18 protein-coding genes and 4 tRNA genes are annotated in these 23313 nt (G+C 59.5%); 7 read left to right on the top strand and 15 right to left on the bottom strand.

All coding sequences use genetic code 11. The features are described 5' to 3' along the window. Nucleotides 1-130 precede the first annotated feature (130 nt). The 3 genes from AC3ZU9_RS04145 to AC3ZU9_RS04135 all read left to right on the top strand — a co-directional run bounded on the left by AC3ZU9_RS04145 (nt 131) and on the right by AC3ZU9_RS04135 (nt 3624). Nucleotides 131-1261 (top strand): carbon-nitrogen hydrolase family protein, encoded by a 1131-nt coding sequence (locus AC3ZU9_RS04145; RefSeq protein WP_015884712.1) that lies wholly within the window; start codon nt 131-133, stop codon nt 1259-1261. After that, a complete protein-coding gene (locus AC3ZU9_RS04140) occupies nt 1258-2286 on the top strand; it encodes an AraC family transcriptional regulator (RefSeq protein ID WP_093541393.1) in 1029 nt (342 codons plus the stop codon). Before AC3ZU9_RS04145 ends, AC3ZU9_RS04140 begins: the two co-directional genes overlap by 4 nt. Nucleotides 2287-2619: 333 nt before the next feature. Next, a complete protein-coding gene (locus tag AC3ZU9_RS04135) occupies nt 2620-3624 on the top strand; it encodes a transketolase-like TK C-terminal-containing protein (protein ID WP_490090343.1) in 1005 nt (334 codons plus the stop codon). Between the two features lie 160 nt (nt 3625-3784). On the opposite strand, the gene AC3ZU9_RS04130 is transcribed toward AC3ZU9_RS04135, so the two are convergent. Continuing rightward, nucleotides 3785-4255 (bottom strand): MarR family winged helix-turn-helix transcriptional regulator, encoded by a 471-nt coding sequence (locus tag AC3ZU9_RS04130; protein WP_490090342.1) that lies wholly within the window; start codon nt 4253-4255, stop codon nt 3785-3787. A 145-nt stretch (nt 4256-4400) separates the two neighbouring features. Here AC3ZU9_RS04130 and aceE point away from each other — a divergent pair, with 145 nt between their 5' ends. Continuing rightward, the gene (gene aceE / locus AC3ZU9_RS04125) at nt 4401-7061 is read left to right on the top strand and encodes a pyruvate dehydrogenase (acetyl-transferring), homodimeric type (RefSeq protein WP_490090341.1); all 2661 of its coding nucleotides are present in this window, start codon (nt 4401-4403) and stop codon (nt 7059-7061) included. A gap of 1 nt (nt 7062) precedes the next feature. Here aceE and AC3ZU9_RS04120 read toward each other — a convergent pair whose 3' ends face one another. Beyond that, the gene (locus tag AC3ZU9_RS04120; RefSeq protein WP_015884717.1) at nt 7063-7845 is read right to left on the bottom strand and encodes a DUF2242 domain-containing protein; all 783 of its coding nucleotides are present in this window, start codon (nt 7843-7845) and stop codon (nt 7063-7065) included. Between the two features lie 89 nt (nt 7846-7934). Next, nucleotides 7935-8834: a LysR family transcriptional regulator gene (locus AC3ZU9_RS04115; RefSeq protein WP_490090340.1), complete on the bottom strand. Its 900-nt coding sequence runs from the start codon at nt 8832-8834 to the stop codon at nt 7935-7937. Between the two features lie 118 nt (nt 8835-8952). Here AC3ZU9_RS04115 and AC3ZU9_RS04110 point away from each other — a divergent pair, with 118 nt between their 5' ends. Continuing rightward, nucleotides 8953-10158 (top strand): MFS transporter, encoded by a 1206-nt coding sequence (locus AC3ZU9_RS04110; protein ID WP_236382476.1) that lies wholly within the window; start codon nt 8953-8955, stop codon nt 10156-10158. Here the strand turns inward: AC3ZU9_RS04110 and AC3ZU9_RS04105 are convergent. The 11 genes from AC3ZU9_RS04105 to AC3ZU9_RS04055 form a co-directional block, all read right to left on the bottom strand. Beyond that, nucleotides 10105-10629 carry a GNAT family N-acetyltransferase gene (locus tag AC3ZU9_RS04105; RefSeq protein ID WP_093541382.1) on the bottom strand — a complete coding sequence of 175 codons (525 nt, stop codon included), beginning with the start codon at nt 10627-10629 and terminating at the stop codon, nt 10105-10107. The genes AC3ZU9_RS04110 and AC3ZU9_RS04105 overlap by 54 nt on opposite strands. Nucleotides 10630-10726: 97 nt before the next feature. Beyond that, nucleotides 10727-12601, bottom strand: a complete 1875-nt coding sequence (locus tag AC3ZU9_RS04100; RefSeq protein ID WP_046035621.1) for a SurA N-terminal domain-containing protein — start codon at nt 12599-12601, stop codon at nt 10727-10729. Between the two features lie 231 nt (nt 12602-12832). After that, the gene (locus AC3ZU9_RS04095; RefSeq protein WP_003174819.1) at nt 12833-13105 is read right to left on the bottom strand and encodes an HU family DNA-binding protein; all 273 of its coding nucleotides are present in this window, start codon (nt 13103-13105) and stop codon (nt 12833-12835) included. Between the two features lie 149 nt (nt 13106-13254). Further along, the gene (gene lon / locus AC3ZU9_RS04090) at nt 13255-15651 is read right to left on the bottom strand and encodes an endopeptidase La (RefSeq protein ID WP_015884722.1); all 2397 of its coding nucleotides are present in this window, start codon (nt 15649-15651) and stop codon (nt 13255-13257) included. Between the two features lie 173 nt (nt 15652-15824). Next, a complete protein-coding gene (gene clpX, locus AC3ZU9_RS04085; RefSeq protein ID WP_003238279.1) occupies nt 15825-17108 on the bottom strand; it encodes an ATP-dependent Clp protease ATP-binding subunit ClpX in 1284 nt (427 codons plus the stop codon). 112 nt (nt 17109-17220) lie between these two features. Continuing rightward, nucleotides 17221-17856, bottom strand: a complete 636-nt coding sequence (gene clpP, locus AC3ZU9_RS04080; RefSeq protein ID WP_015884723.1) for an ATP-dependent Clp endopeptidase proteolytic subunit ClpP — start codon at nt 17854-17856, stop codon at nt 17221-17223. Between the two features lie 91 nt (nt 17857-17947). After that, on the bottom strand, nt 17948-19258 hold the full coding sequence (gene tig / locus AC3ZU9_RS04075; protein WP_015884724.1) for a trigger factor: 1311 nt from the start codon (nt 19256-19258) through the stop codon (nt 17948-17950). A gap of 399 nt (nt 19259-19657) precedes the next feature. Then, nucleotides 19658-19733, bottom strand: a tRNA-His gene (locus tag AC3ZU9_RS04070). Between the two features lie 77 nt (nt 19734-19810). Then, nucleotides 19811-19895: transfer RNA gene (locus AC3ZU9_RS04065), tRNA-Leu, on the bottom strand. A 57-nt stretch (nt 19896-19952) separates the two neighbouring features. Continuing rightward, a tRNA-His gene (locus AC3ZU9_RS04060) sits at nt 19953-20028 on the bottom strand. A 32-nt stretch (nt 20029-20060) separates the two neighbouring features. Continuing rightward, nucleotides 20061-20137 (bottom strand) — tRNA-Arg (locus tag AC3ZU9_RS04055). A 279-nt stretch (nt 20138-20416) separates the two neighbouring features. On the opposite strand from AC3ZU9_RS04055, the gene folD reads away from it, so the two are divergent. Together folD and pbpG are read left to right on the top strand one after the other, a co-directional pair. After that, nucleotides 20417-21271: a bifunctional methylenetetrahydrofolate dehydrogenase/methenyltetrahydrofolate cyclohydrolase FolD gene (folD, locus tag AC3ZU9_RS04050; protein ID WP_015884725.1), complete on the top strand. Its 855-nt coding sequence runs from the start codon at nt 20417-20419 to the stop codon at nt 21269-21271. 207 nt (nt 21272-21478) lie between these two features. Next, on the top strand, nt 21479-22402 hold the full coding sequence (gene pbpG / locus AC3ZU9_RS04045) for a D-alanyl-D-alanine endopeptidase (RefSeq protein WP_046035572.1): 924 nt from the start codon (nt 21479-21481) through the stop codon (nt 22400-22402). 63 nt (nt 22403-22465) lie between these two features. Here pbpG and AC3ZU9_RS04040 read toward each other — a convergent pair whose 3' ends face one another. Next, a complete protein-coding gene (locus AC3ZU9_RS04040; protein WP_015884727.1) occupies nt 22466-23128 on the bottom strand; it encodes a C39 family peptidase in 663 nt (220 codons plus the stop codon). Nucleotides 23129-23313: the final 185 nt, after the last annotated feature.

The following is a 23313-nucleotide window of genomic DNA, read 5'->3' as shown; positions in this document are numbered from 1 at the left end:
CGGTGGACGACGGCTCAATGACCGAAACTGACAAGTTATTGATCCAAATGCACAGCGCCCCTTGGCAAGCCCGCCCATGGGCCCTACCCTAGTCGGCGAACCCTGCACACGGTCTGTTGTCTGTTCCCCCATGCGTAAACTTCTAGCTTTTACCGTCACCATGGCCCTGGTTGCCGCCGTCGCCGCGTATCTGGTCTGGACCCAGGAGCGCCCCGTCGCGCATTACCTGTCGGACCTGCGTATCACCCTCGCCGTCAACGAAGGCCTGCCCGCCGACCGGGGCAACTTGCTGGGCATCCAGCCGGAGCTGTTTCCCGCCGACTACCAGAGCCTGGAACGCCTGCACCTGAAGCTCGCGGCCTACCTGCAAAAAGCCCGCGATCAGGGGCTGATCAACGACAAGACCATCGTGGTGCTGCCTGAACATATCGGCACCTGGCTGATGCTCACCGGCGAAAAGAACGAGGTTTACCAGGCGCTCCACGTGAAGGATGCGATGAATTGGCTGTCGGTCAGCAACCCACTGCTGTTCGCGCGCGCCTGGATCAGCGCGACGGGCGACAACCGCACAGACGACGCCTACCTGCGCATGAAAGCCTCCGGCATGGCACGGGACTATCAGTTGGTGTTCGGCGGCCTGGCCAAGGAATTCGGCGTCACGCTGGTGGCCGGTTCCATCACCCTGCCCAACCCGAGTGTCAGCCAGGGGCAACTGCAGGTCGGCCATGGCGCGCTGTACAACGCCAGCCTGGTCTTCAACGCAGACGGCTTGCCGGTGGGCCAGCCGCAGCGCCAGCTCTACCCGATCTACGATGAACGCGGCTTTATCGAGCCCGGTGACGAAAACATCGTCAGCGTGGTCGACACCCCGGCCGGGCGCCTGGGGGTGCTGGTGGGCAGCGACAGTTGGTACCCGGACAACTACCGCAAACTCAACGAACAAGGCGCGCAGCTGATCGCGGTGCCGGCCTTTGTGCTCGGCCGCGATACCTGGGACCGCCCTTGGCGCGGCTTCAAAAGCGTGTCCACCCCGACCGAAATCAGCCTCAAGCCCGAAGAACTCAGTGAGGGCCAAGCCTGGCACCGCCTTACGCTGATCAGCCAACAACCGGTCAGCCAGGCCAGCGCCGGTATGAGCGTGTTCCTGCGCGGGCAGTTCTGGGACTTGGGCACCGCCGGGCACAGCTTTCTCAGCAGCAATGGACAGGTCAGCGCCGATGGCGAAGCCCGTGGCGCGCGCCTGTTGAATATCTGGTTGTGAAACCGGTACGGCTGGGGGACCTGTCGGTGGGCTTCGTGCACACCTTGGCCGATGCCATCCACAGCCATGGCCTGGACCCGCAGCCGCTGTTGCTGCAATACGGACTCGACCCGGCGCGCCTCGCCGAGGCCGGTGCCCGCTTGTCGATCCCGCGCTACATGCGCCTGGGCCATGCGGCCATTCAACTCACTGGCGACCCAGGCCTGGGCCTGCGCATGGGTCAGCTTAGTCGCTTGAGCCAGGCCGGGCTGGCGGGCGTCACCGCCGCCCAGGCGCCCAACGTGCGCGAGGCGGCGCGTGCGCTGACGCGCTTCGAAGCACTGTACGGCTCCAATTATCGTGGGCAGTCGAGCTTTGTCGAAGATGCCGAAGGCGCCTGGCTGCGCTTCTATTCCATCAGCCCCTACAACGCCTACAACCGCTTTGTAGTGGACTCGATCATCGCCGGCTGGCTGCATCAATTGTCCAGCCTGGCCCAGCAACCGGTGCAGGCGCAGCGCATCGATATCGAGTTCGAAGCGCCGGAGTACAGCGAACACTACAACGCGCTTGGCGACGTTCACTTCGGTGCCGACGCCAATCAACTGCGCCTCAACCAGCACACCCTGGCGCTGCGCAACCCGCAACACTGCCCGAGCACCTGGCAATTGCTGTTACAGCTGTGTGAAAGGGAATTGGAACAGTTGACCCGCACCCGCAGCCTGCGCGAGCGCATTACCCGGCTGCTCGGGCCGATGCTCAATGGCGGCCGGGAACCCGACCTGGAAGAAGTGGCGGCACGCCTGAAGCTGCCGACCTGGACGTTGCGCCGCAAACTGGCCGAAGAAGGCACTCAGTTCCGCGCGATTCTAAACGATACCCGCCGCGACCTGGCCATGACCTACATTCGCGATACGGAACTGGCGTTCGGCGAGATCGCCTACTTGCTCGGTTTTGCCTCGGCCCAGGCGTTTCAACGAGCCTTCAGGCGGTGGAACAACCAGACCCCAGGGGAATTTCGCCGCAGTCAGCGGCATTCCGCCTGAAGCCGGTCTTACAGCTCTGTCGCATCGTCTGCGGGTTCCAGCGGGTCCAACTCAATCGCGCGGTACTCGAGCAGTTCTTCCTGGTAATCGTCCATGCTGGACTCCTTGTTGAATTAAAAGCGGCTGCTGATTAATGACCTGCACAGCCAGCCTAAAGTGCCGTCATGACGAAAAAATGTCTGCACCATGACGTTCCTGCACTCAAGGATTAAACGTAGCAGCGTTACAGGGATTTAGCACCTGGGCTTTGAAGAACTATTGCAATCATTGCAATTGCAATCACATGCGAATTTCCATTAGGGTAATGGCATTCGTCGCCAGGTAACCCTCTCCATGACCGCCGCTACCGCACACGCCGCGCAGCTCTGTATCGACGCCTTGAGCACTGCTGCCGCCGCCAGCCGTTCGCCGCTGTACACCGTGACACGCATGGCCGACACCCTTGAATTCAGCCGACACGCCTGGGTGATCCGCGGCCAGTCACGCTCACGCCGCGCGGGTCACTGGCCCGGCTGGTTTGCCCGTAATACGGCGGAAAAACCCTTGCTGTACCTGCACAGTGCGCAATCCTCCGCACAGCTGAGCGCGCTGTCGGACGTCACCCAACAGCGCGGCATCCTGTGCAACGACATTGAAAACCAGCCCTCCCGTTGGCCCAAAGGTGCGCAGCCGTCCTTGCCGCTGTGGCTGGCCACTCATCCGCGCTGCACACCGTATGACCCGGCCTCGGGGGAAGAAGCCCAAGCGATTGTGCTGGCGGCGCTGCGTACGCTGTATGTCGACGGCAAGCCTGGGTTTTACTACCTGGCCCTGCATGATCATGACAATACAGCGGCCCTGAATGAGCAGGATCGTGAAGCTGCGCTCAAGGGTATGTACCCGCTCCAGCAGGACACGCCAGGGGATGTGCGACTGCTCGGCGCAGGCCGCGCGCTGGAAGAGGTCGTGCAGGCCAAGCGCTTGTTGGAACAGGACTGGAATATCACCGCGCAACTCTGGAGTTGCCCCAGCTACACACGGCTGGCCCGCGAGGCAGCGGCCGCTGAACGCTGGAATCGCCTGCATCCCGAGGCGCCCAGGCGCAGTTGCCATTTGCGTGATTGCCTGGCGGGGAATGCAGCGCCGGTGATTGCGGTGACCGGTTATCCGCAGGCGATTGTCGATCAGTTGGCGGGGCACGTGGAGGCGCGGTTCGTGGCGTTGGGGGCGGGCTCGGTGCAGACGGCGGCGCCGAGTCGGTATTGGATTGTGGTGTCGGCGCTCAGGGCGTTGGCGGATGAGGGGCGGATCGATGCCCTGCTAGTGGAAAAAGGCATCAAGCGGTACGTCCTGAAATGAGCTGGAATGCGATCAAAAAATGTGGGAGCGGGTTTGTTGTGGTGAGTGGGGCTTGTCCCCCGACGGGTTCACCGTCGACCCAAGGGCTGCTTCGCAGCCCAGCGCAGGGCAAGCCTGCTCACCACAACCAGCCCGCGCCCCTATTTGATCTCCATGTTTCTCAGACTTTGCGGCGGCTGCGGGTCTGCACGCCTGCGTCCATCGCCAGCCCGGCGGTGCGTTCCAGCGCATCCGCAAACACCTGGCGCTGCTCCGGCTCGAGCTGAGACAGAAACAACTCATCCACCGTGCTTTCGTAGATCTTCCACATCTTTTTACGCAGCACCCGGCCGGCATCGGTGATCGAGGCAAACGCCGCGCGGCCATCGCCGTCGGAGCGGGAACGCACCACCAGGCCGTCCTTTTCCAGACGGTCGACCAAGCGCGTGAGGTTGTAGCGCTCGATGGCCAGCACATCGGCCAATTCGTGCATGCGGCGGGTGCCGTCGGGTCCGCTTTCCAGGCCCCACAACGCGTCGTACCAGGCATACGGCGGCAGGTCCGCCGCTGCCAGGCGCCGCTCGATTTCACGGATCACCGTCCTGTGGGCCCTGACAAAACGGAACCATACATCCGGCTCTTTCGACGACATGCAACACCATCCGGGGAATTTCAAGAAGGTTGCAATAGTAGCTCATCCCGCGCTAGATTCGGTCATGTAGTTGCAATTGCAATTACTTTGTCGGCACTCCCACAAGGAGCCCGCCACTTGAAATCCGCCTACCCTGGAGCCTCACATGACCCCGAACAACGCAGTCAGACGCGACGACGATCCGCAGGAAACCCGCGAGTGGCTGGAGTCCATCGAATCGGTGCTGTCCACCGAAGGTCGCCCGCGCGCGCACTACCTGATCGATCAGTTGCTGGATTTCGACGTGGCGCGGCATGGCGACTTCTACGGGCGGGTGACCACGCCCTACGTCAATACAATCCCGGTGGACCGCCAGTTGCCCTACCCCGGCAACCTGGCCATCGAACGCCGTACCAATGCGTTTATCCGCTGGAATGCCATGGCGATGGTGTTGCGTGCAGGCAAACATTCAGGTGTCGGTGGGCATATTGCGACCTATGCGTCAGCCGCCGTGTTGTACGACGTAGGCTTCGACCACTTCTTCCGTGGCCGTACCGACAGCTTTGACGGCGACCTGGTCTACATCCAGGGCCACTCCTCTCCCGGCATCTATGGTCGCGCCTACCTCGAGGGCCGCATCAGCGAAGCGCAGCTCGACAACTTCCGCCGCGAGGCCGGTGGCGACGGTATTTCGTCCTACCCGCACCCACGACTGATGCCGGACTTCTGGCAATTCCCCACGGTGTCCATGGGCCTTGGCCCGATCACCGCCGCCTACCAGGCGCGCTTTATGCGTTACCTGGAACTGCGCGGCCTCAAGCAACACCAGGGCCGCAAGGTCTGGGCATTTCTCGGTGATGGCGAAATGGACCAGCCGGAATCCCTGGCGTCCATCTCCCTGGCCGGGCGCGAGAAACTCGACAACCTGATCTTCGTGGTCAACTGCAACCTGCAGCGCCTGGACGGCCCGGTGCGCGGCAATGCCAAGGTGATCCAGGAGTTCGAAAGCCTGTACCGCGCCGCCGGCTGGAACGTGATCAAAGTGATCTGGGGCGGTGGCTGGGACGCGCTGCTGGAGAAAGACCAAAGCGGCCTGCTGCGCCAACGCATGATGGAATGCGTGGACGGCGACTATCAGAATTACAAATCACAGAACGGCGCTTACGTGCGCGAACATTTCTTCGGCAAATACCCAGAATTGCTGGCGCTGGTTGCGGACATGTCCGACGACGACATCTGGAAACTCTCACGGGGCGGGCATGACCCGGACAAGGTCTACAACGCCTACGCCGCTGCCGTGCGTCACAGTGGACAGCCTACGGTGATCCTGGCGAAAACCGTCAAGGGCTTTGGTATGGGTGAGGCCGGCGAAGGCCAGAACATCAACCATCAATTGAAGAAAATGGGCGCTGATGCGGTAAGGGCTTTCCGCGATCGCTTTGGCCTGGAAGTCGCTGACGAGCAGCTCGCCGACATTCCCTACCTCAAGCCCGCGGCCGACAGCGAAGAAGCCCGCTACTTCGCCGCACGCCGCCAGGCCCTGGGCGGCTACGTACCGGCGCGCCAGAGTGCGGTCGAGCCCTTGCAGGTTCCCGAACTGTCCGCCTTCGCCACCCAACTCAAGGACACCGGCGAGCGCGCGATCTCCACCACCATGGCGTTTGTGCGCATCCTCGGCACCCTGCTCAAGGACCCGCACCTGGGCAAACTGATCGTACCGATTGTGCCGGATGAGTCGCGCACCTTCGGCATGGAGAGCCTGTTCCGACAGATCGGCATCCACTCCGCCGTAGGCCAGCTCTACACCCCACAGGACGCAGGGCAATTGAGCTACTACAAGGAAAGCAAGGACGGACAGATCATGCAGGAAGGCCTGAATGAATCCGGCGCCATTTCCTCGTGGATTGCGGCGAGTACGTCCTACAGCAATCACGGCCTGATGACGGTGCCGTTCTATATCTTCTATTCGATGTTCGGCTTCCAGCGGGTCGGCGACCTCGCCTGGGCGGCCGGTGACGCGCGGGCGCGCGGCTTCCTGCTGGGGGCCACGGCCGGGCGCACCACGCTGATGGGTGAAGGCTTGCAGCATGACGATGGGCACAGCCATATCCTGTCGTCGGTGATTCCGTGCTGCGTGTCTTACGACCCGACGTTTGCCTACGAGCTGGCGGTCATTATTCGCGAAGGTATGCGGCGGATGTATGTGCAGCAGGAGGACATTTATTACTACATCACCCTGCTCAACGAAAACTACCCGCACCCGGCAATGCCCGAAGGTGTGGAAGACGGCATTCTCAAGGGCATGTACCGGCTCAAGGCCAGCCAACAGGCCCAGGTGCAACTGATGGGCAGTGGCTCAATCCTGCGCGAAGTGATCGCGGCGGCGGAGCTGCTGGAGAAGGACTTCGGCGTGCAAAGCGCCGTGTGGAGCACCACCAGCCTCACCGAATTGCGGCGTGACGGGCATGAGGTGGAACGCTGGAACCTGCTGCACCCGCAGAGCGAGCCACGGGTGAGCTACGTGGAGCAATGCCTGGCCGGGCAAACGGGGCCGGTGGTGGTGGCGACGGACTACATGAAACTCTTCGCCGATCAGATTCGCCCCTTTGTCCCCAATCGGCGCTTTGTGGCGCTGGGCACGGACGGCTTCGGGCAATCGGATACCCGTGAAAGCTTGCGGGCGTTTTTCGAAGTGGACCGGCATTTCATCGCGCTGGCGGCCTTGAAGGCACTCGCGGATGACGGCGTGATCGGCCGTGAAAAAGTCAGTGAGGCCATCAGTCGCTACGGGATCAACGTCGACAAGGCGAACCCCGTAGCGGTCTGAGTTACTGCGCAGGCGTCGGCAGCGGCGGGATCGCTTCTGTCGGCGCTGGCAGGTCCGGGTTAGTGGCTGCTGGTGCGGGCTCTGCTTGCGGTGCAATCGGCGCGGCCTCGGCAGGCGGCGTGACGGGTTGCGAAACGGCAGGCTCTTCCTTCGCCTCCTTCGCCGGCTCGACCTTCTCGGCAGCCGGTGCCACTTTAGGTTCCGGCACCCCCAGTTCAGCTTTCGGCTGCTCGGGAATATGCGCAGCCTTCTTCACTTCCTGAGGCAGGAACACATCCACCAGCGCAAAGTAGCGCTCGTAGAATTTCGGCGCCGAGACGGTTTCGCTTGCCACCTTCACCATCGAATCATCGGTGGAGCCGATCGGCATCGACACCGACCCCAGCACACCCACCCCCACACTCGCGGAGTTGTTGACCTTCTTCAGCGCGTAGCGATCCTGCAAGGCATTGGCGAACATCGTCGAATGGTTGGTGCCTTTGCCATCATCGGCACACACCACGTTGAAGCTGATTTGCAGATGGGTCTCGCCCGTCTGCTGAAAGCTCTTGTTACCCACGACTACTTTCGCATCGTTACTGGTGATGATGTAGCCCTGGCTCAGCAGGGCACGCCGCGCGGCCTCGCACGCCGCGACATCACTGACCGGGTAATCCCGCGAAAACGTGCCGGAGTCGTCGAAACTCTCATGTTCATAGATAGCGGTCTTGGGTGACGAGCAGCCCGCGGCGCCCGCCAACACCAGCGCCACCCCAAGGCTACGCAAGTAAAATGATGTCGACATTGAAAATCCCGAGGAAAACAGTCAGGGCGGTATTGTGCAACAGAACGAGGCCTTGGCGCGCGCATTCCTGTCGGTAAAACGTCACAGCCTCACACGACGCCGCTCGTAGGAAAAAGCCCAGCGCACATATGATCGATAAACACCCGCACTTTGGCCGTGGCATGGCGACTTGATGGCCATAACATCCAGAAACTGCCACGGTGCTCGATACAGTCGTCCAGCACCCTTTGCAGGCGCCCCTCACGCACCGCGTGGTTGACCATGTAATCCGGCAGGCAAGCGATTCCCAATCCTTCGAGCACCACATGGTTGAGGGACTCGATGGTCGTGCTGACCAGTGGGGTGCGCAAAGTGGGCTCCGACGCACCGGGAGCCAGGTGCAAAGGCCAAGGCTCCAGCTTGCCCGTGGCGCAGAATTTGTGGCGAAGGCAGGCATGTTCGCTCAACTGCTGCGGGTGCTGCGGGGTGCCATGCTCACGGAAATAGCCCGGGGTGCCCACCAACACCAGCTGATAGTGCCCCAGGTGACGGGCCATCAAGCGTGAATCTTCCGGCTTGCCCGTACGAATCACCGCGTCGAAACCTTCTTCGATCACGTCCACCATACGGTCGGAGAAATCCACATCCAGCTCGATCTCCGGGTAGGCGCGCATAAAGTCACTGAGCACCGGCATCAGCAAACCGCGCACTTGCGGCACGCTGATGCGTAACTTGCCACGGGGTGTGGCGCTGGCCTCCGTCAGTTCCCGTTCGGCAGCCTCGACCTCAGCAAGGATACGCCGCGAACGCTCGAGGAACAGCGCGCCTTCGCTGGTCAAGGTGATGCTACGGGTACTGCGGTGAAACAGCCGAACCCCCAGGCGCTGTTCCATCCGCGCGATGCTTTTGCCGATGGCCGAAGACGACACGCCGAGCAGACGGCCGGCGGTGGTGAAACTGCGCGTCTCTGCCACCTGCACGAATACCGAAAGGCTGCCCAGACTGTCCATGATGTGCCCTTTGAGATTGCGGATACCGAAGTCCGATAAGTTCGGAACCTTAGCCTGTTTTTCCGCCGACCACAGCCCCCTACTCTGCCTGCTTGACCTTTTGCATGGACAGAACACGATGACCTCCCTCACCGATTCCCCAGTCACAACCCGGCCTGAAACACTTCCGATGGCTGGCTTGCTGGCCTTGGCCAGCGCCGGCTTTATCACCATTCTCACGGAAGCCATGCCCGCCGGGCTGCTGCCGCAGATGGGCGAAGGCCTGGGCGTGTCGCCCGCGCTGGTCGGCCAATTGGTCACGCTGTATGCACTTGGATCGCTCCTCGCCGCCATCCCGCTGACGCTGTTGACCCGAGGCTGGCGACGTCGGCCCTTGTTGCTGGTGGCCATTGGCGGCTTTGCGCTGGTCAACAGCGTGACCGCACTGTCCAGCCACTACGGGCTGACCCTGGTTGCGCGCTTCTTTGCCGGCGTATTCGCCGGGCTACTTTGGGCGCTGCTGGCGGGTTATGCCAGCCGGATGGTTGCGCCACACCTGCAAGGCCGGGCAATCGCGGTAGCCATGCTGGGTGCACCGCTGGCGCTGTCATTGGGTGTGCCCGCCGGCACCTTTCTGGGTGCCGCGGTTGGATGGCGCCTGAGTTTTGCGATCATGACCGGGCTGACGCTGGTGCTACTGATCTGGGCGCGCTGGCAACTTCCGGATTTTGCCGGCGAACGCGCCGAAAAACGCTTGGGGCTGCATCAAGTGCTGACATTGCCAGGCATTCGTCCGGTGCTGTGGGTGACCTTCACCTACGTGCTGGCCCACAACATTCTCTATACCTATATCGCCCCGCTGCTGGTACCGGCTGGAATTGTCACCGATATCGATCGGGTGCTGCTGGTGTTCGGCCTCGCTGCATTGCTGAGCATCTGGCTGGCCGGCGTGTTGATTGATCGGTGGTTGCGCGCACTGCTGCTGATCAGTTGCGCCCTATTTGGCCTGATCGCCTTAGCGCTGGCGTTTTGGATCGACCTGCCAGCCGTCATCTACGTCACCGTGGCACTCTGGGGTTTGGCCTTCGGCGGGCTGCCCGCGCTGCTGCAAACGGCACTGGCCAAGTCGGCGGGCGAGTCAGCAGATGCCGCGCAATCGATGCTGGTGACCGTATGGAACCTGGGCATAGCGGGCGGCGGTTTGGCGGGCGGCGCGTTACTACAAGGCTGGGGCGTCGGCGCATTTCCATGGGTGGTTGTGCTGCTGATGCTTTTGGCAATAACCGGCGCGCTACAGGCTGCGCCCCAACAACTGGCCAGGCCATCCCTCCAGGTCGAACGTTGAAATGCGCTCATAGCCACAGGACTCATAAAACCGCACCAGGTCGCCGGTCCCACCGCCATAGCAGTCCACCCGCAAACGCCTTACTCCCGCAGCATGGGCACGGTCGTCGGCGAAAGCCATAAGGCGCCGCCCGATACCCCGTACACGCTGATCCCGCGAGGCGATCAGCAGCCGCACATACACCTCCGGCGCTGTCGCCGCGGGCACATAAGCCATGGGCTCGCCCAACACGAGTGCCGCCAGGATCTGGCCGCCGCGCGCCTCAACCACCCACGCACCCGGCATCGCGCAGGCATCGGTGACTTGCGCAACCCGTCGCGGCGAAGCCGACCAAGGCTCAGTCCCCCATTGACCGTGATTGCCCATGGACACGAACCAGGCAATCACTTCGTCGAACACCTGCAAAACCGCCGGGGCATCCGCCACACTGGCGCGGCGGATCATCACACCCTCACTTCCTTGATCGAACATGCTGCAAACTCCCTGGTCCGCACAGTGAAGGCCCAGTCTAGCGCACATAAAAAACCCCCGGACTTTTCAGGCCGAGGGCTTTTTATTCAAACCGACATCAGTACTTCTTGATGTCAGCCTTGGTCTCCAACTGCTTGCGGTAAGCCGCGAAGTCTTGCTGACCGACACGGGAAGCGAGGAAGCGGCGGTATTGCGCCTTTTCTTCGTCCGTCGGGGCAGCGGCTTCGTTGACGCCATTCAAGCGCACGATCACCAGGCTACCGTCAGCCAGGGTCACCGTGGTAAACGTCGGCTTATCCTTGGCCGCAGGCTTGGGCATGCGGAACAGGGCTTGCAGCACGGCCGGGTCAATGGTTTCCTGGCTACGGGTAGCCGCTTCAGTGACCTTCCATGCCTGGCCGTCGACCGGCTGGTTCAGCGGGGTCTTGCCATCACGCAGGCTGGCGATCAACTCATCAGCGTGGGTCTTGGCAGCCGCGCTGGCGCGCTCTTTGGCCATCTGGGTGCGAATCGCCGCTGCAACACTTTCGAGCGGCAGTTGCGCAGGCTTCAGGTGCTCTTTGGCACGCAGCACGATGATGGTTTCCGGGTCCAGTTCGATGGCGGTGCTGTTGGCACCCTCATCCAACACTTCCGGGCTGAACGCGGCGGTGACCACGGCACGGTTGGCCGCAACACCTTCACCACCTTCACGGCCAAATGGCGCAGAGGTGTGGACGGTCAGCTTCAGGTCGGACGCCGGCTGGGCCAGGTCGGAGGCTTCGAATGCCGCATCTTCCAATTGCTTGGTCGCTTCGACAAAACGCTGCTCGACTTGCTGGGTCTTGAGCTCTTTGGTCAGCTTGTCTTTCAGGCTGGCAAACGTCGGCACTTGCGGTGCTTCAACGCCCAACAGCTTGATCAGGTGCCAACCGAAGGTGCTGCGCACCGGCGCCGAGACCTGGTCCTTGTTCAACGCGTACAAGGCCGTCTCGAAGTCCGGGTCGTAGACGCCAGGGCCAGCAAAGCCCAGGTCGCCGCCATTGCTGGCCGAACCTGGATCCTGGGAGAACTCCTTGGCCAGGGCTTCGAACTTCTCACCCTTGGCCAGGCGTGCCTGGATTTCCTCGATCTTGGCCTTGGCTTGCGCGTCGGTGACCTTGTCGTTGACTTCAATCAGGATGTGCGCGGCACGACGCTGTTCAGCGAGGTTCGCGGTTTCTTTCTGATAGGCAGCCTGCAACTCATCGTCCTTCACGGCAACCTGGTCGAAGAAGGATGACTTCTTCAGTTCCAGATAGTCGATGACCACTTGATCAGGGGTCATGAACTCTTTGGCGTGCTGGTCGTAGTAAGCCTTGACCTCGTCATCGGTGAGTTTCACCGCCGCAGGGTTGGCCTTGATGTTGACGGTGGCGAAGTCGCGGGTCTGTTTTTCCAGACGGGCGAATGCCAGCACTTCGGAATCGGTGACGAAACCGCTGCCGGCGATACCTGCACGCACCTGGCCGATCAGCATTTCCTGGGTCAGCATCTGACGGAATTGCAGACGGCTGTAGCCCAGCTGACGGATCACCTGGTCAAAGCGTTCAGCGTTGAACTTGCCGTCCACCTGGAATTCCGGCGTCTGCAGGATCACTTGGTCCAAGGCAGCTTCAGAGAAGCCAAACTTGGAATCGGCGGCGCCTTGCAGCAACAGCTTGCGATCGATCAGGCTTTTGAGGGCCGCTTCGCGCAGCAGTTTTTCGTCCAGCAGAGAAGCATCGAAATCCTTGCCCAGCTGTTGCATCAGCTGGCGACGTTGCATGTCGACGGCCTGGCTCAGTTCGGTCTGGGTGATTTCTTCACCGTTGACCTTGGCCACGTCCTGCTTACTATTACCCGAAGCCTGGAAAATGGCCTCGATACCGGTGAACGCCATCAATGCGACGATGATCCCGATGATGGTCTTGGCAATCCAGCCTTGTGAATTGTCCCTGATATTTTGCAGCATGCGTCCCCCAGAAACGGTTGAACTTCAAAAATAGGCAACCGTGGAGCGTGGGTAGAGTCCGGATAGAAGAAAGGCGCATCCGAGGATGCGCCTTCTCGTAACTGGCGGAGCGGACGGGGGTTTGAACCCACACCCCCGGCGTGGCGACCCGATGGATACGTGGGTCAGCTGCCGCTCCGCTGCCAGGTCGAACCTGCGTTCGACCCGGGTAGGTAAAGGCTTGATCGAAACTTAGTTGACGGCTTCTTTCAGGGCTTTACCGGCTTTGAAACCTGGTTTTTTGGCAGCAGCGATTTGCAGTGCTTTGCCAGTCTGTGGGTTACGGCCAGTGCGAGCTGGGCGGTCAGTCACAGAGAAAGTACCGAAGCCTACCAGTACCACGGAGTCGCCGGCCTTCAGAGCGCCAGTGACGGATTCGATTACTGCATCCAGCGCACGGCCAGCAGCAGCTTTCGGGATATCAGCGGATGCAGCGATAGCATCAATCAGTTCCGACTTGTTCACTCTAAGTCCCCTTATATATCTATTGAGTATGATTCTAAGTTTTTTTGGTAAAAGCAAAAACCAGTGCTGAATGGCCTACAGACACTTAAGAGCCGCTTTATAACAAGGGCTCTAAAAAGCTGTCAAGGAAGCCCCCAGGCTCCAGCACATTAATGCGTGCTAATTCGTTCCTTGGAATCAGACTCGCGTTTTTCGTCCTTCGCGACTATCTCCGGAGCCACATCCGGCAAGGGCTCCGGCGCGTATTGCAGCGCAATTTGCAGGACCTCGTCAATCCATTTAACCGGTTTAATCTGAAGATCCTGCTTGATATTGTCAGGAATCTCCTTCAAGTCGCGAACATTCTCTTCAGGAATGATCACGGTCTTGATACCGCCCCGGTGTGCCGCAAGCAATTTCTCTTTCAGGCCACCGATGGCCAATACCTGGCCACGCAGGGTGATTTCCCCGGTCATTGCGACATCGGCTCGCACCGGAATGCCGGTCAATGCCGACACCAGCGCCGTGCACATGCCTACGCCGGCGCTAGGGCCGTCTTTAGGCGTCGCCCCTTCCGGCATATGGATGTGGGTGTCGTGCTTCTCGTGGAAGTCCAGGGGGATCCCCAGGCTCCTGGCGCGGCTGCGCACCACGGTCTGCGCGGCGGTGATGGATTCGACCATCACGTCACCCAGGGAACCGGTCTTGATCAGTTGGCCTTTACCCGGGATCACCGCGGCTTCGATGGTCAGCAATTCGCCGCCCACTTGGGTCCACGCCAGGCCCGTCACCTGCCCTACCTGATCCTGTTGCTCGGCCAGGCCATAGCGGAATTTACGCACCCCCAGGAAGTGTTCCAGGGAGTCGGCCGTGACCTTCACCGAGAAGCGTTTTTCCAGCGCATGTTCCTTGACCGCCTTGCGGCAGATCTTCGCGATCTGGCGCTCCAGGCCCCGTACACCGGCCTCGCGGGTGTAATAACGCACGATATCGCGGATCGCCTCGACCTCGAATTCGATCTCGCCCTTCTTCAGGCCATTGGCCGAAATCTGCTTGGGCGCGAGGTATTTGACCGCGATGTTGATCTTCTCGTCTTCGGTGTAGCCCGGCAGACGAATCACCTCCATCCGGTCCAGCAATGCCGGCGGAATGTTCATGGAGTTGGAGGTGCACAGGAACATCACGTCGGACAGGTCGTAGTCGACTTCCAGGTAATGGTCGTTGAAATTGTGGTTCTGCTCAGGGTCGAGCACTTCGAGCAAAGCCGAGGCCGGATCGCCACGCATGTCACTGCCCATTTTGTCGATTTCATCGAGCAGGAACAGCGGGTTGCGCACACCCACCTTCGTCATCTTTTGAATCAATCTTCCTGGCATCGAACCGATGTACGTCCGGCGATGACCACGAATTTCCGCTTCATCGCGTACACCACCGAGGGCCATGCGCACGAATTTACGGTTGGTGGCATTGGCAATCGACTCGGCCAGCGAGGTTTTACCCACACCAGGCGGGCCCACCAGGCACAACACCGGACCGCGAATCTTTTTCACGCGTTTTTGCACGGCGAGGTATTCGAGGATGCGTTCTTTGACTTCTTCAAGGCCATAGTGGTCGGCATCGAGGATGTCTTCAGCGCGGGCCAGGTCGAGGCGCACCTTGGTCTGGGCCTTCCACGGCACCTGCACCAGCCAGTCGATGTAGGAGCGCACCACGGTGGCTTCGGCCGACATCGGCGACATTTGCTTGAGCTTGTTCAGCTCGGCGTTGGCCTTGGTCAGGGCGTCTTTCGGCAGGCCGGCGGCATCGATACGCTTTTTCAGCTCTTCGATTTCGTTGTGGCCTTCCTCGCTGTCGCCGAGTTCCTTCTGAATGGCCTTCATCTGCTCATTCAGGTAGTACTCGCGCTGGCTGCGCTCCATTTGTTTCTTCACACGACCACGGATGCGTTTCTCAACCTGCAACAGGTCGATTTCGGCATCCAGCAGTGCCAGCACATGCTCAACACGGGCCGGCAGGTCGATGATTTCGAGGATGTCTTGCTTCTGCTCGATTTTCAGCGCCATGTGCGCGGCCATGGTGTCGACCAGGCGGCTTGGCTCATCGATACTGTTAAGGGACGACAGGACTTCAGCCGGGACTTTCTTGCCCAACTGCACATACTGCTCGAATTGCGAGAGCAGGCTGCGTACAAAAACTTCAGACTCGCGCTCCGGGGCCTCGACTTCGTCGATCAGCGCTACTTCGGCGCGCAGGTGACCATCCACCTCCATGAAGCGCTCGACCGCACCGCGCTGCTCGCCTTCCACCAACACCTTGACGGTGCCATCCGGCAGTTTGAGCAATTGCAGAACAGTGGCAATGGTGCCAACGCGATACAGGGCCTCTTCGCCCGGATCATCATCAGCAGGATTTCTTTGGGCCAACAGCAGGATCTGCTTGTCGCCCGTCATCGCTGCCTCAAGGGCTTCGATAGACTTCTCGCGCCCCACGAACAGCGGGATAACCATGTGCGGATAGACGACGACATCACGCAACGGCAGGAGAGGCAATTCGATGGTTGTCTTCATGATTTCGCCTCTATGACAGTTGAAAAGTAAGCTTGAAACCAAGATGGGGGCTGCATGCAAAAAAAACAAGCTTATTGCCAGCAGTTAAACGCAGTAAACGCTCTGGCGTAAAAACCTCGTAAAAACAAAGGGGCCCCTGGAGGCCCCTTGTTTATACCGACACTGCGAAACGCTTACGCGTCTGGCGCAGCCTTGGCAGTCGGCTCACTGTTTTCGTAGATATACAGTGGCTTGGACTTACCTTCTATAACGCTTTCGTCGATCACCACTTTACTCACCTCGGACTGCGAGGGGATTTCGTACATGGTGTCGAGCAGTACGCCTTCAAGAATCGAACGCAGACCACGTGCACCGGTCTTGCGCTCCAGTGCCCGCTTGGCCACCGATTTGAGCGCGTCGGTACGGAACTCGAGGTCTACACCTTCCATCTCGAACAACTTGGCGTATTGCTTGGTCAGGGCGTTTTTCGGTTCGGTGAGGATCTGAATCAGAGCAGCCTCATCCAATTCGTCCAACGTGGCCAGGACCGGCAGACGGCCAACGAATTCCGGGATCAGACCGAACTTGACCAGATCGTCAGGCTCGACTTCACGCAGGGACTCGCCCACCTTCTTGCCTTCTTCCTTGCTGCGCACTTCCGCACTGAAACCAATGCCACCACGGGTGGAGCGTTGCTGGATAACTTTTTCCAGACCGGAGAACGCACCGCCACAGATGAACAGGATGTTGCGCGTATCAACCTGAAGGAATTCCTGCTGCGGGTGCTTGCGGCCGCCTTGTGGCGGTACGGAAGCAACCGTGCCTTCGATCAGTTTCAACAGGGCTTGCTGCACGCCTTCACCGGAAACGTCCCGGGTGATCGACGGGTTGTCCGACTTGCGCGAAATCTTGTCGATTTCGTCGATGTAGACAATACCCATCTGGGCTTTCTCTACGTCGTAGTCGCACTTCTGCAGCAGCTTCTGAATGATGTTCTCGACGTCCTCACCCACGTAGCCAGCCTCGGTGAGGGTGGTGGCGTCGGCGATAGTGAACGGAACGTTCAAGAGACGAGCGAGGGTTTCTGCAAGCAAGGTTTTACCCGAGCCTGTAGGACCGATCAGCAAGATGTTGCTCTTGCCGAGTTCAACTTCGTCGCCTTTCTTGTCACGCTGGTTCAAGCGCTTGTAGTGGTTGTACACCGCTACGGCCAAAACCTTCTTTGCACGCTCTTGACCAATCACGTATTGATCAAGGATGCCGCTGATTTCTTTAGGCGAAGGCAATTTATGCGCGCTGCTTTCGGCCTGGGCTTCCTGCACCTCCTCACGGATGATGTCATTGCACAGGTCGACGCACTCGTCGCAGATAAAGACCGAGGGGCCGGCAATCAATTTGCGTACTTCATGCTGGCTTTTGCCACAGAAGGAGCAATAGAGCAGCTTGCCGTTGTCCTCGCCGTTGCGGGTGTCAGTCATTCGTTCGATCCAAATCCGATAGGCTTGCAACACAAGATGAAGGCTTATGCGGGCTTTTTCAAGCCCGCCAGTGGTCGGACATGCCGACCAGCCCTATTTTGAGCGGCTTATATTAAGCGGGGCGCTTGTCGATCACTGCGTCGATCAGCCCGTAATCACGCGCTGCCTCGGCACTCATGAAGTTGTCGCGGTTGGTGTCGCGCTCGATTTCTTCCAGGGTGTGCCCGCTGTGCTTGGCCATCAGCGTGTTGAGACGCTCACGGATAAACAGGATTTCCTTGGCGTGGATTTCGATGTCCGACGCCTGGCCCTGGAAACCGCCCAATGGCTGGTGAATCATCACGCGCGAGTTAGGCAGGCAGAAACGCTTGCCTTCAGCACCTGCGGTCAACAGGAATGCGCCCATGCTGCAGGCCTGACCGATACAGGTGGTCGATACATTCGGCTTGATGAACTGCATGGTGTCGTAGATCGACATGCCAGCTGTCACCGAACCGCCTGGGGAGTTGATGTAGAGATGGATGTCCTTGTCCGGGTTTTCCGCTTCAAGGAACAGCAGCTGCGCACAGATCAGGTTGGCCATGTAGTCCTCTACCGGGCCCACCAGAAAGATCACTCGCTCCTTGAGCAGGCGCGAGTAGATGTCGTAGGCGCGTTCGCCACGAGCGGACTGCTCGACAACCATCGGGACCAGGCCGCCAGCGGCCTGGATATCAGAGTTCTGCTGAATATAGGAATTACGGAACATGCTCTGCAGTTACTCCCAAATAGTCATGTCTTGAAAACGCATAAGCCAGCGCGAGGCTGGCTTATGGTTGAATTTCCAACGAGTTGGACAATCAGTCGGCTTGTGCTGCTTCCGCCGGTTTGACTGCTTCTTCGTAAGAGACCGCTTTATCGGTCACCTTAGCCTTCTGCAGAACAGTATCCACAACTTGTTCTTCCAGCACAACCGAACGCACTTCGTTCAGTTGCTGATCGTTCTTGTAGTACCAAGCCACGACCTGCTCAGGTTCCTGGTAGGCCGAAGCCATTTCCTGGATCATTTCGCGAACGCGGTCTTCGTCAGGCTTGAGGTCGAACTGCTTGACCACTTCAGCCACGATCAGGCCCAGCACAACGCGGCGCTTGGCTTGCTCTTCGAACAGCTCGGCCGGCAGTTGGTCAGGCTTGATGTTGCCACCAAACTGCTGAACAGCTTGTACGCGCAGGCGATCCACTTCGTTGGACAGCAGGGCCTTAGGCACTTCGATCGGGTTGGCGGCCAGCAGACCGTCCATGACCTGGTTCTTGACCTTGGACTTGATGGCCTGACGCAGCTCGCGCTCCATGTTCTTGCGAACTTCGGTGCGGAAGCCTTCGATACCGGTTTCCTTGATACCGAATTGAGCGAAGAACTCTTCGTTCAGCTCTGGCAGCTTAGGCTCGGAAACACTGTTGACGGTCACGGTGAACTCGGCGGCTTTGCCAGCCAGGTCCAGGTTCTGGTAGTCAGCAGGGAATTCCAGGTTCAGTACGCGCTCTTCGCCGGCTTTGGCGCCAACCAGGCCGTCTTCGAAACCAGGGATCATGCGGTTGGAACCCAGCACCAGCTGAGTGCCCTTGGCGGAGCCGCCGGCGAACGCTTCGCCGTCAACCTTGCCAACGAAATCGATGTTCAGCTGGTCTTCGTTCTGGGCAGCACGCTCGGCCACTTCGAAACGAGTGTTCTGCTTGCGCAGGATTTCCAGCATGTTGTCCAGGTCCGAATCAGCCACTTCGGCGCTCAGGCGCTCGATGGCGATACCGTCGAAACCGGCCACTTCAAATTCAGGGAACACTTCGAATACGGCAACGTATTCCAGGTCCTTGCCCGCTTCCAGGGACTTAGGCTCGATCGACGGCGAACCCGCCGGATTCAGCTTTTGCTCAACGACCGCTTCGTAGAAGGAAGCCTGGATCACGTCACCGACAGCTTCCTGGCGCGCATCGGCACCAAAACGGCGCTTGATTTCGCTCATTGGCACTTTGCCTGGACGGAAACCAGCGATCTTGGCCTTTTGGGCAGTCTGCTGCAGACGCTTGTTGACCGCAGTCTCGATACGCTCAGCCGGCACGGTGATGCTCAGGCGACGCTCGAGAGCAGTAGTATTTTCAACAGAAACTTGCATGGATATTCCTCGTTGCACAGACGTTAGCCGGCCATTTCCGACCCCAATCAAGGGCATGCATTCTAGTGGGTCAAACTCAAGAAGTCACCCTACTGGAAATACGCCCGAAAACAGCCGGCAATTTATCGGTACGAAGGCATTGATGCACCTCGCCCCGGTGACAAATACAGCCCATCACGCCAGGGCTCTGCGCCGCCCCTTCTATATATAGAAGAAGTCGTCATCCATCACCCCGACGGCCAACCCACACACAGGGCTGGCAGGCAGTGCGGCATCATCGAGATACATAAATACGACGAAACGCCCTGCCATTGCGACCCAGTACCTGCAGCCGCGGAATATTCGAACCGCTAAAACCAAAAAAGGCGCCAGACTGTTAAATCTGGCGCCTTTCGAATATGGGGTGGACGAAGGGGATCGAACCCTCGACAACGGGAGTCACAATCCCGTGCTCTACCAACTGAGCTACGCCCACCATATTGCGTTAACAAAGAAACCAAACTACTTCTTTGTCGAGCTTTACCCTGTCTTTCAACGGGGCCAAGCTTTAATTGGTGCGGATGAAGAGACTCGAACTCTTACGCCTCGCGGCGCTGGAACCTAAATCCAGTGTGTCTACCAATTCCACCACATCCGCGCTTGAAGCTCTTAAAGCAAAGGCGCCAGACGATTAATCTGGCGCCTTTTCAAAATATGGGGTGGACGAAGGGGATCGAACCCTCGACAACGGGAGTCACAATCCCGTGCTCTACCAACTGAGCTACGCCCACCATCTAACGCTACTTGTGCCAAAGCTGCCTAATGGCGCACCCGGCAGGACTCGAACCTGCGACCATCCGCTTAGAAGGCGGATGCTCTATCCAGCTGAGCTACGGGCGCCTTATTAATCTGTACTCTTGGAGGATTACAAACTAAGTGCTTCCAGCCTTGCAGAACAATCATCTATTCCGCCCGACCTTCTTAACCAGTGCTAGGCTGTGCCCGACAAGTGCGACGAATAGTATAGATGCCCCCGAAACCCGTCAAATCTTTTTTGAAAAAAACTGATTTTATTTAAGGAGTTAGGGCAATTTGCAGACCAAGCGCCTTTGCCCTCACGTCCTGGCATGCGAGAATGCGCGCACTTTTCTTCCCCCTCTCGATGGTTAATCACGCGTAATGACTGCACAACTTATCGACGGCAAATCAATCGCCGCCAGCCTGCGCCAGCAGATCGCCAAACGCGTCACCGAGCGTAGCCAGCAAGGCCTGCGCACGCCCGGCCTCGCGGTGATCCTGGTCGGCAGCGATCCTGCCTCTCAGGTTTATGTCTCGCACAAGCGTAAAGACTGTGAAGAGGTCGGCTTTATTTCCAAGGCCTACGACTTGCCTTCCGAGACCACCCAGCAGGCCCTTACGGACCTGATCGATGGCCTCAACGAAGACCCGAAGATGGATGGCATCCTGCTCCAGTTGCCGCTGCCCGACCATCTGGACGCCTCCAAATTGCTGGAGCGCATTCGCCCGGACAAAGATGTCGACGGTTTCCACCCTTATAATGTCGGCCGCCTGGCCCAGCGTATCCCGCTGCTGCGCCCGTGCACCCCGAAAGGCATCATGACCCTGCTGGAAAGCACCGGCGTCGACCTGTACGGCCTCGACGCCGTAGTTGTCGGCGCGTCCAACATCGTGGGTCGCCCGATGGCCATGGAGTTGCTGCTGGCCGGCTGCACCGTGACCGTCACCCACCGCTTCACCAAGGACCTCGCCGGCCACGTCGGCCGCGCCGACCTGGTGGTAGTCGCGGCCGGCAAGCCGGGGCTGGTCAAGGGTGAGTGGATCAAGGAAGGCGCCATCGTCATCGACGTGGGCATCAACCGCCAGGAAGACGGCAAGCTGGTCGGCGACGTGGTGTACGAGACCGCCCTGCCCCGTGCCGGCTGGATTACCCCAGTACCCGGCGGTGTCGGCCCGATGACCCGTGCCTGCCTGCTGGAAAACACCCTGTACGCCGCAGAAACCCTGCACGATTAATAACCAGGCGTACTGAAAAAGCCCTGCCTTATCGCAGGGCTTTTTATTGCCCGTGATAAACCCTGTTTTTTCTTAGTTTTTAAGTACTTTCGTCTGGTTTTAGAAGAACATTCGACAGTCTCTCGTCCATACTCCTAAAATGTAACGGCATTTATCAAAAAACCGTTCCTGAACGGTATTTCCTTACTTTTTAGCGAGTTCATCCGCGTGAAAATTCGTCTCTCTATCATCAGCCTGTTTTTCGCTTTCACAGGCAACTTCGCGCACGCCGCCGAAACCACCCAGGCGCCGCGTGACACCTCCAAACTGCAAATTGCGTCCGGCAGCGCCATGCTGGTCGACCTGCAGACCAACAAGGTGATCTATTCCAGCAACCCTGACGTGGTGGTGCCCATCGCCTCGGTGAGCAAATTGATGACCGGCCTGATCGTGCTGGAAGCCAAGCAGAACATGGACGAGTACATCGACATCAACATCACCGATACGCCAGAGATGAAAGGCGTGTTCTCCCGCGTGAAGATCGGCAGCCAGATGCCCCGTAAGGAAATGCTGCTGATCGCTCTGATGTCTTCGGAAAACCGCGCCGCGGCGAGCCTGGCCCACCACTATCCGGGCGGTTACGCCGCGTTCATCGCCGCGATGAACGCCAAGGCCAAGGCCTTGGGCATGACCAGCACGCACTATGTCGAACCCACCGGTCTGTCCATCCACAACGTCTCCACCGCCCGCGACCTGAGCAAACTGCTGGCCGCCGCGCGACACTATCCGTTGCTCAGCCAACTGAGCACCACCAAGGAAAAGACCGTGTCGTTCCGCAAGCCCAACTACACCTTGGGCTTCTCCAACACCGACCACCTGATCAACCGCGCCAACTGGGACATCAAGCTGACCAAGACCGGCTTTACCAACCAGGCCGGTCATTGCCTGGTGCTGGTGACGAGCATGGGCAACCGCCCGGTGTCGCTGGTAATCCTGGATGCCTTTGGCAAATTCACCCACTTTGCCGATGCCAGCCGCATTCGTAATTGGGTAGAGACCGGCAAGAGCGGCTCGGTGCCGGATGTGGCGTTGCGCTACAAGGCCGACAAGAACCTGAAGAACCGTCCGAACGCGGCAGAAGTGCGTCGCTAAGCAACAACGCCAGATCCAATGTGAAATACCGATCTGGGAGCGGGCTTGCCCCTCCCACATTTTTTATCGGTGTTCCGCCAGCACTTTAAGCGCCTGCGCCGCCGCCCGTTCCTGCCCGGCCTGGGCCGTGGCGTTGGCCGCATCCCGCCAGCGCTGGGCGTCCACATTTGCCGGCAATTGGCTCGGCCGCTGGGTGAGGATTGCCCAACTCCCGGCGCTTTTCCACTTCGACTCAAAGTCGCTGAAGCTCATCAACAGCCGCCGGTCCATGCCCGAACGCAGCAACACCGTGCTTTTCTGTTGATTGAACCCCACCACAACCACGTAGTGCGCGTCGGACCACAGCCCGCCGCCGATCCGCGCCATCACCGGATACCCCGCCGCCACTTGCGCCAGCACCGCCGTCAGCTTGGCATCCAGCGGGTACACCATCAGCCCGTACTCGCGCGCCAGCACCTGCATGTTGCGCTCAAGGTCCGCTTCGCCGCCCGGTAGATGCAGTGGCTTATCCAGCAACCCCGGTGTCATGACAATGCCTTGTTGCGACAGCATGCTGGCTAACGCCGTAGGACCGCTCTGATAAGCCTCGCTGCGAAACGTCGGCACGCCATTGAGTTCGACACGCTCCGGCAGGCCCGCCAGTTTCGACGGGGTTGCGGAACAGGCCACAAGCCCCAGGGCGCAGGCCAATAGAAAGGATGTTTTAAGGTTCGACCGTAACCGCAATTTTCTACTCTCTTGATCAACTGCCGGTGAGGGCCCTGATCATAGGACGCCCGGCCACGCGGGTATAGCCCGTAGGCTTAGTAAAGGAAGCGGATAGAGCAAACAAGTTGGACGGACACGACCATTGGTCAATAGCAGGCAACCGCCGGGTAGCTAGACTGTCCATTGAGAAGACTGTGTGTGCC

Source organism: Pseudomonas sp. A39, assembly GCF_058145955.1.
This window is presented reverse-complemented; position numbering and strand designations above follow the sequence as displayed.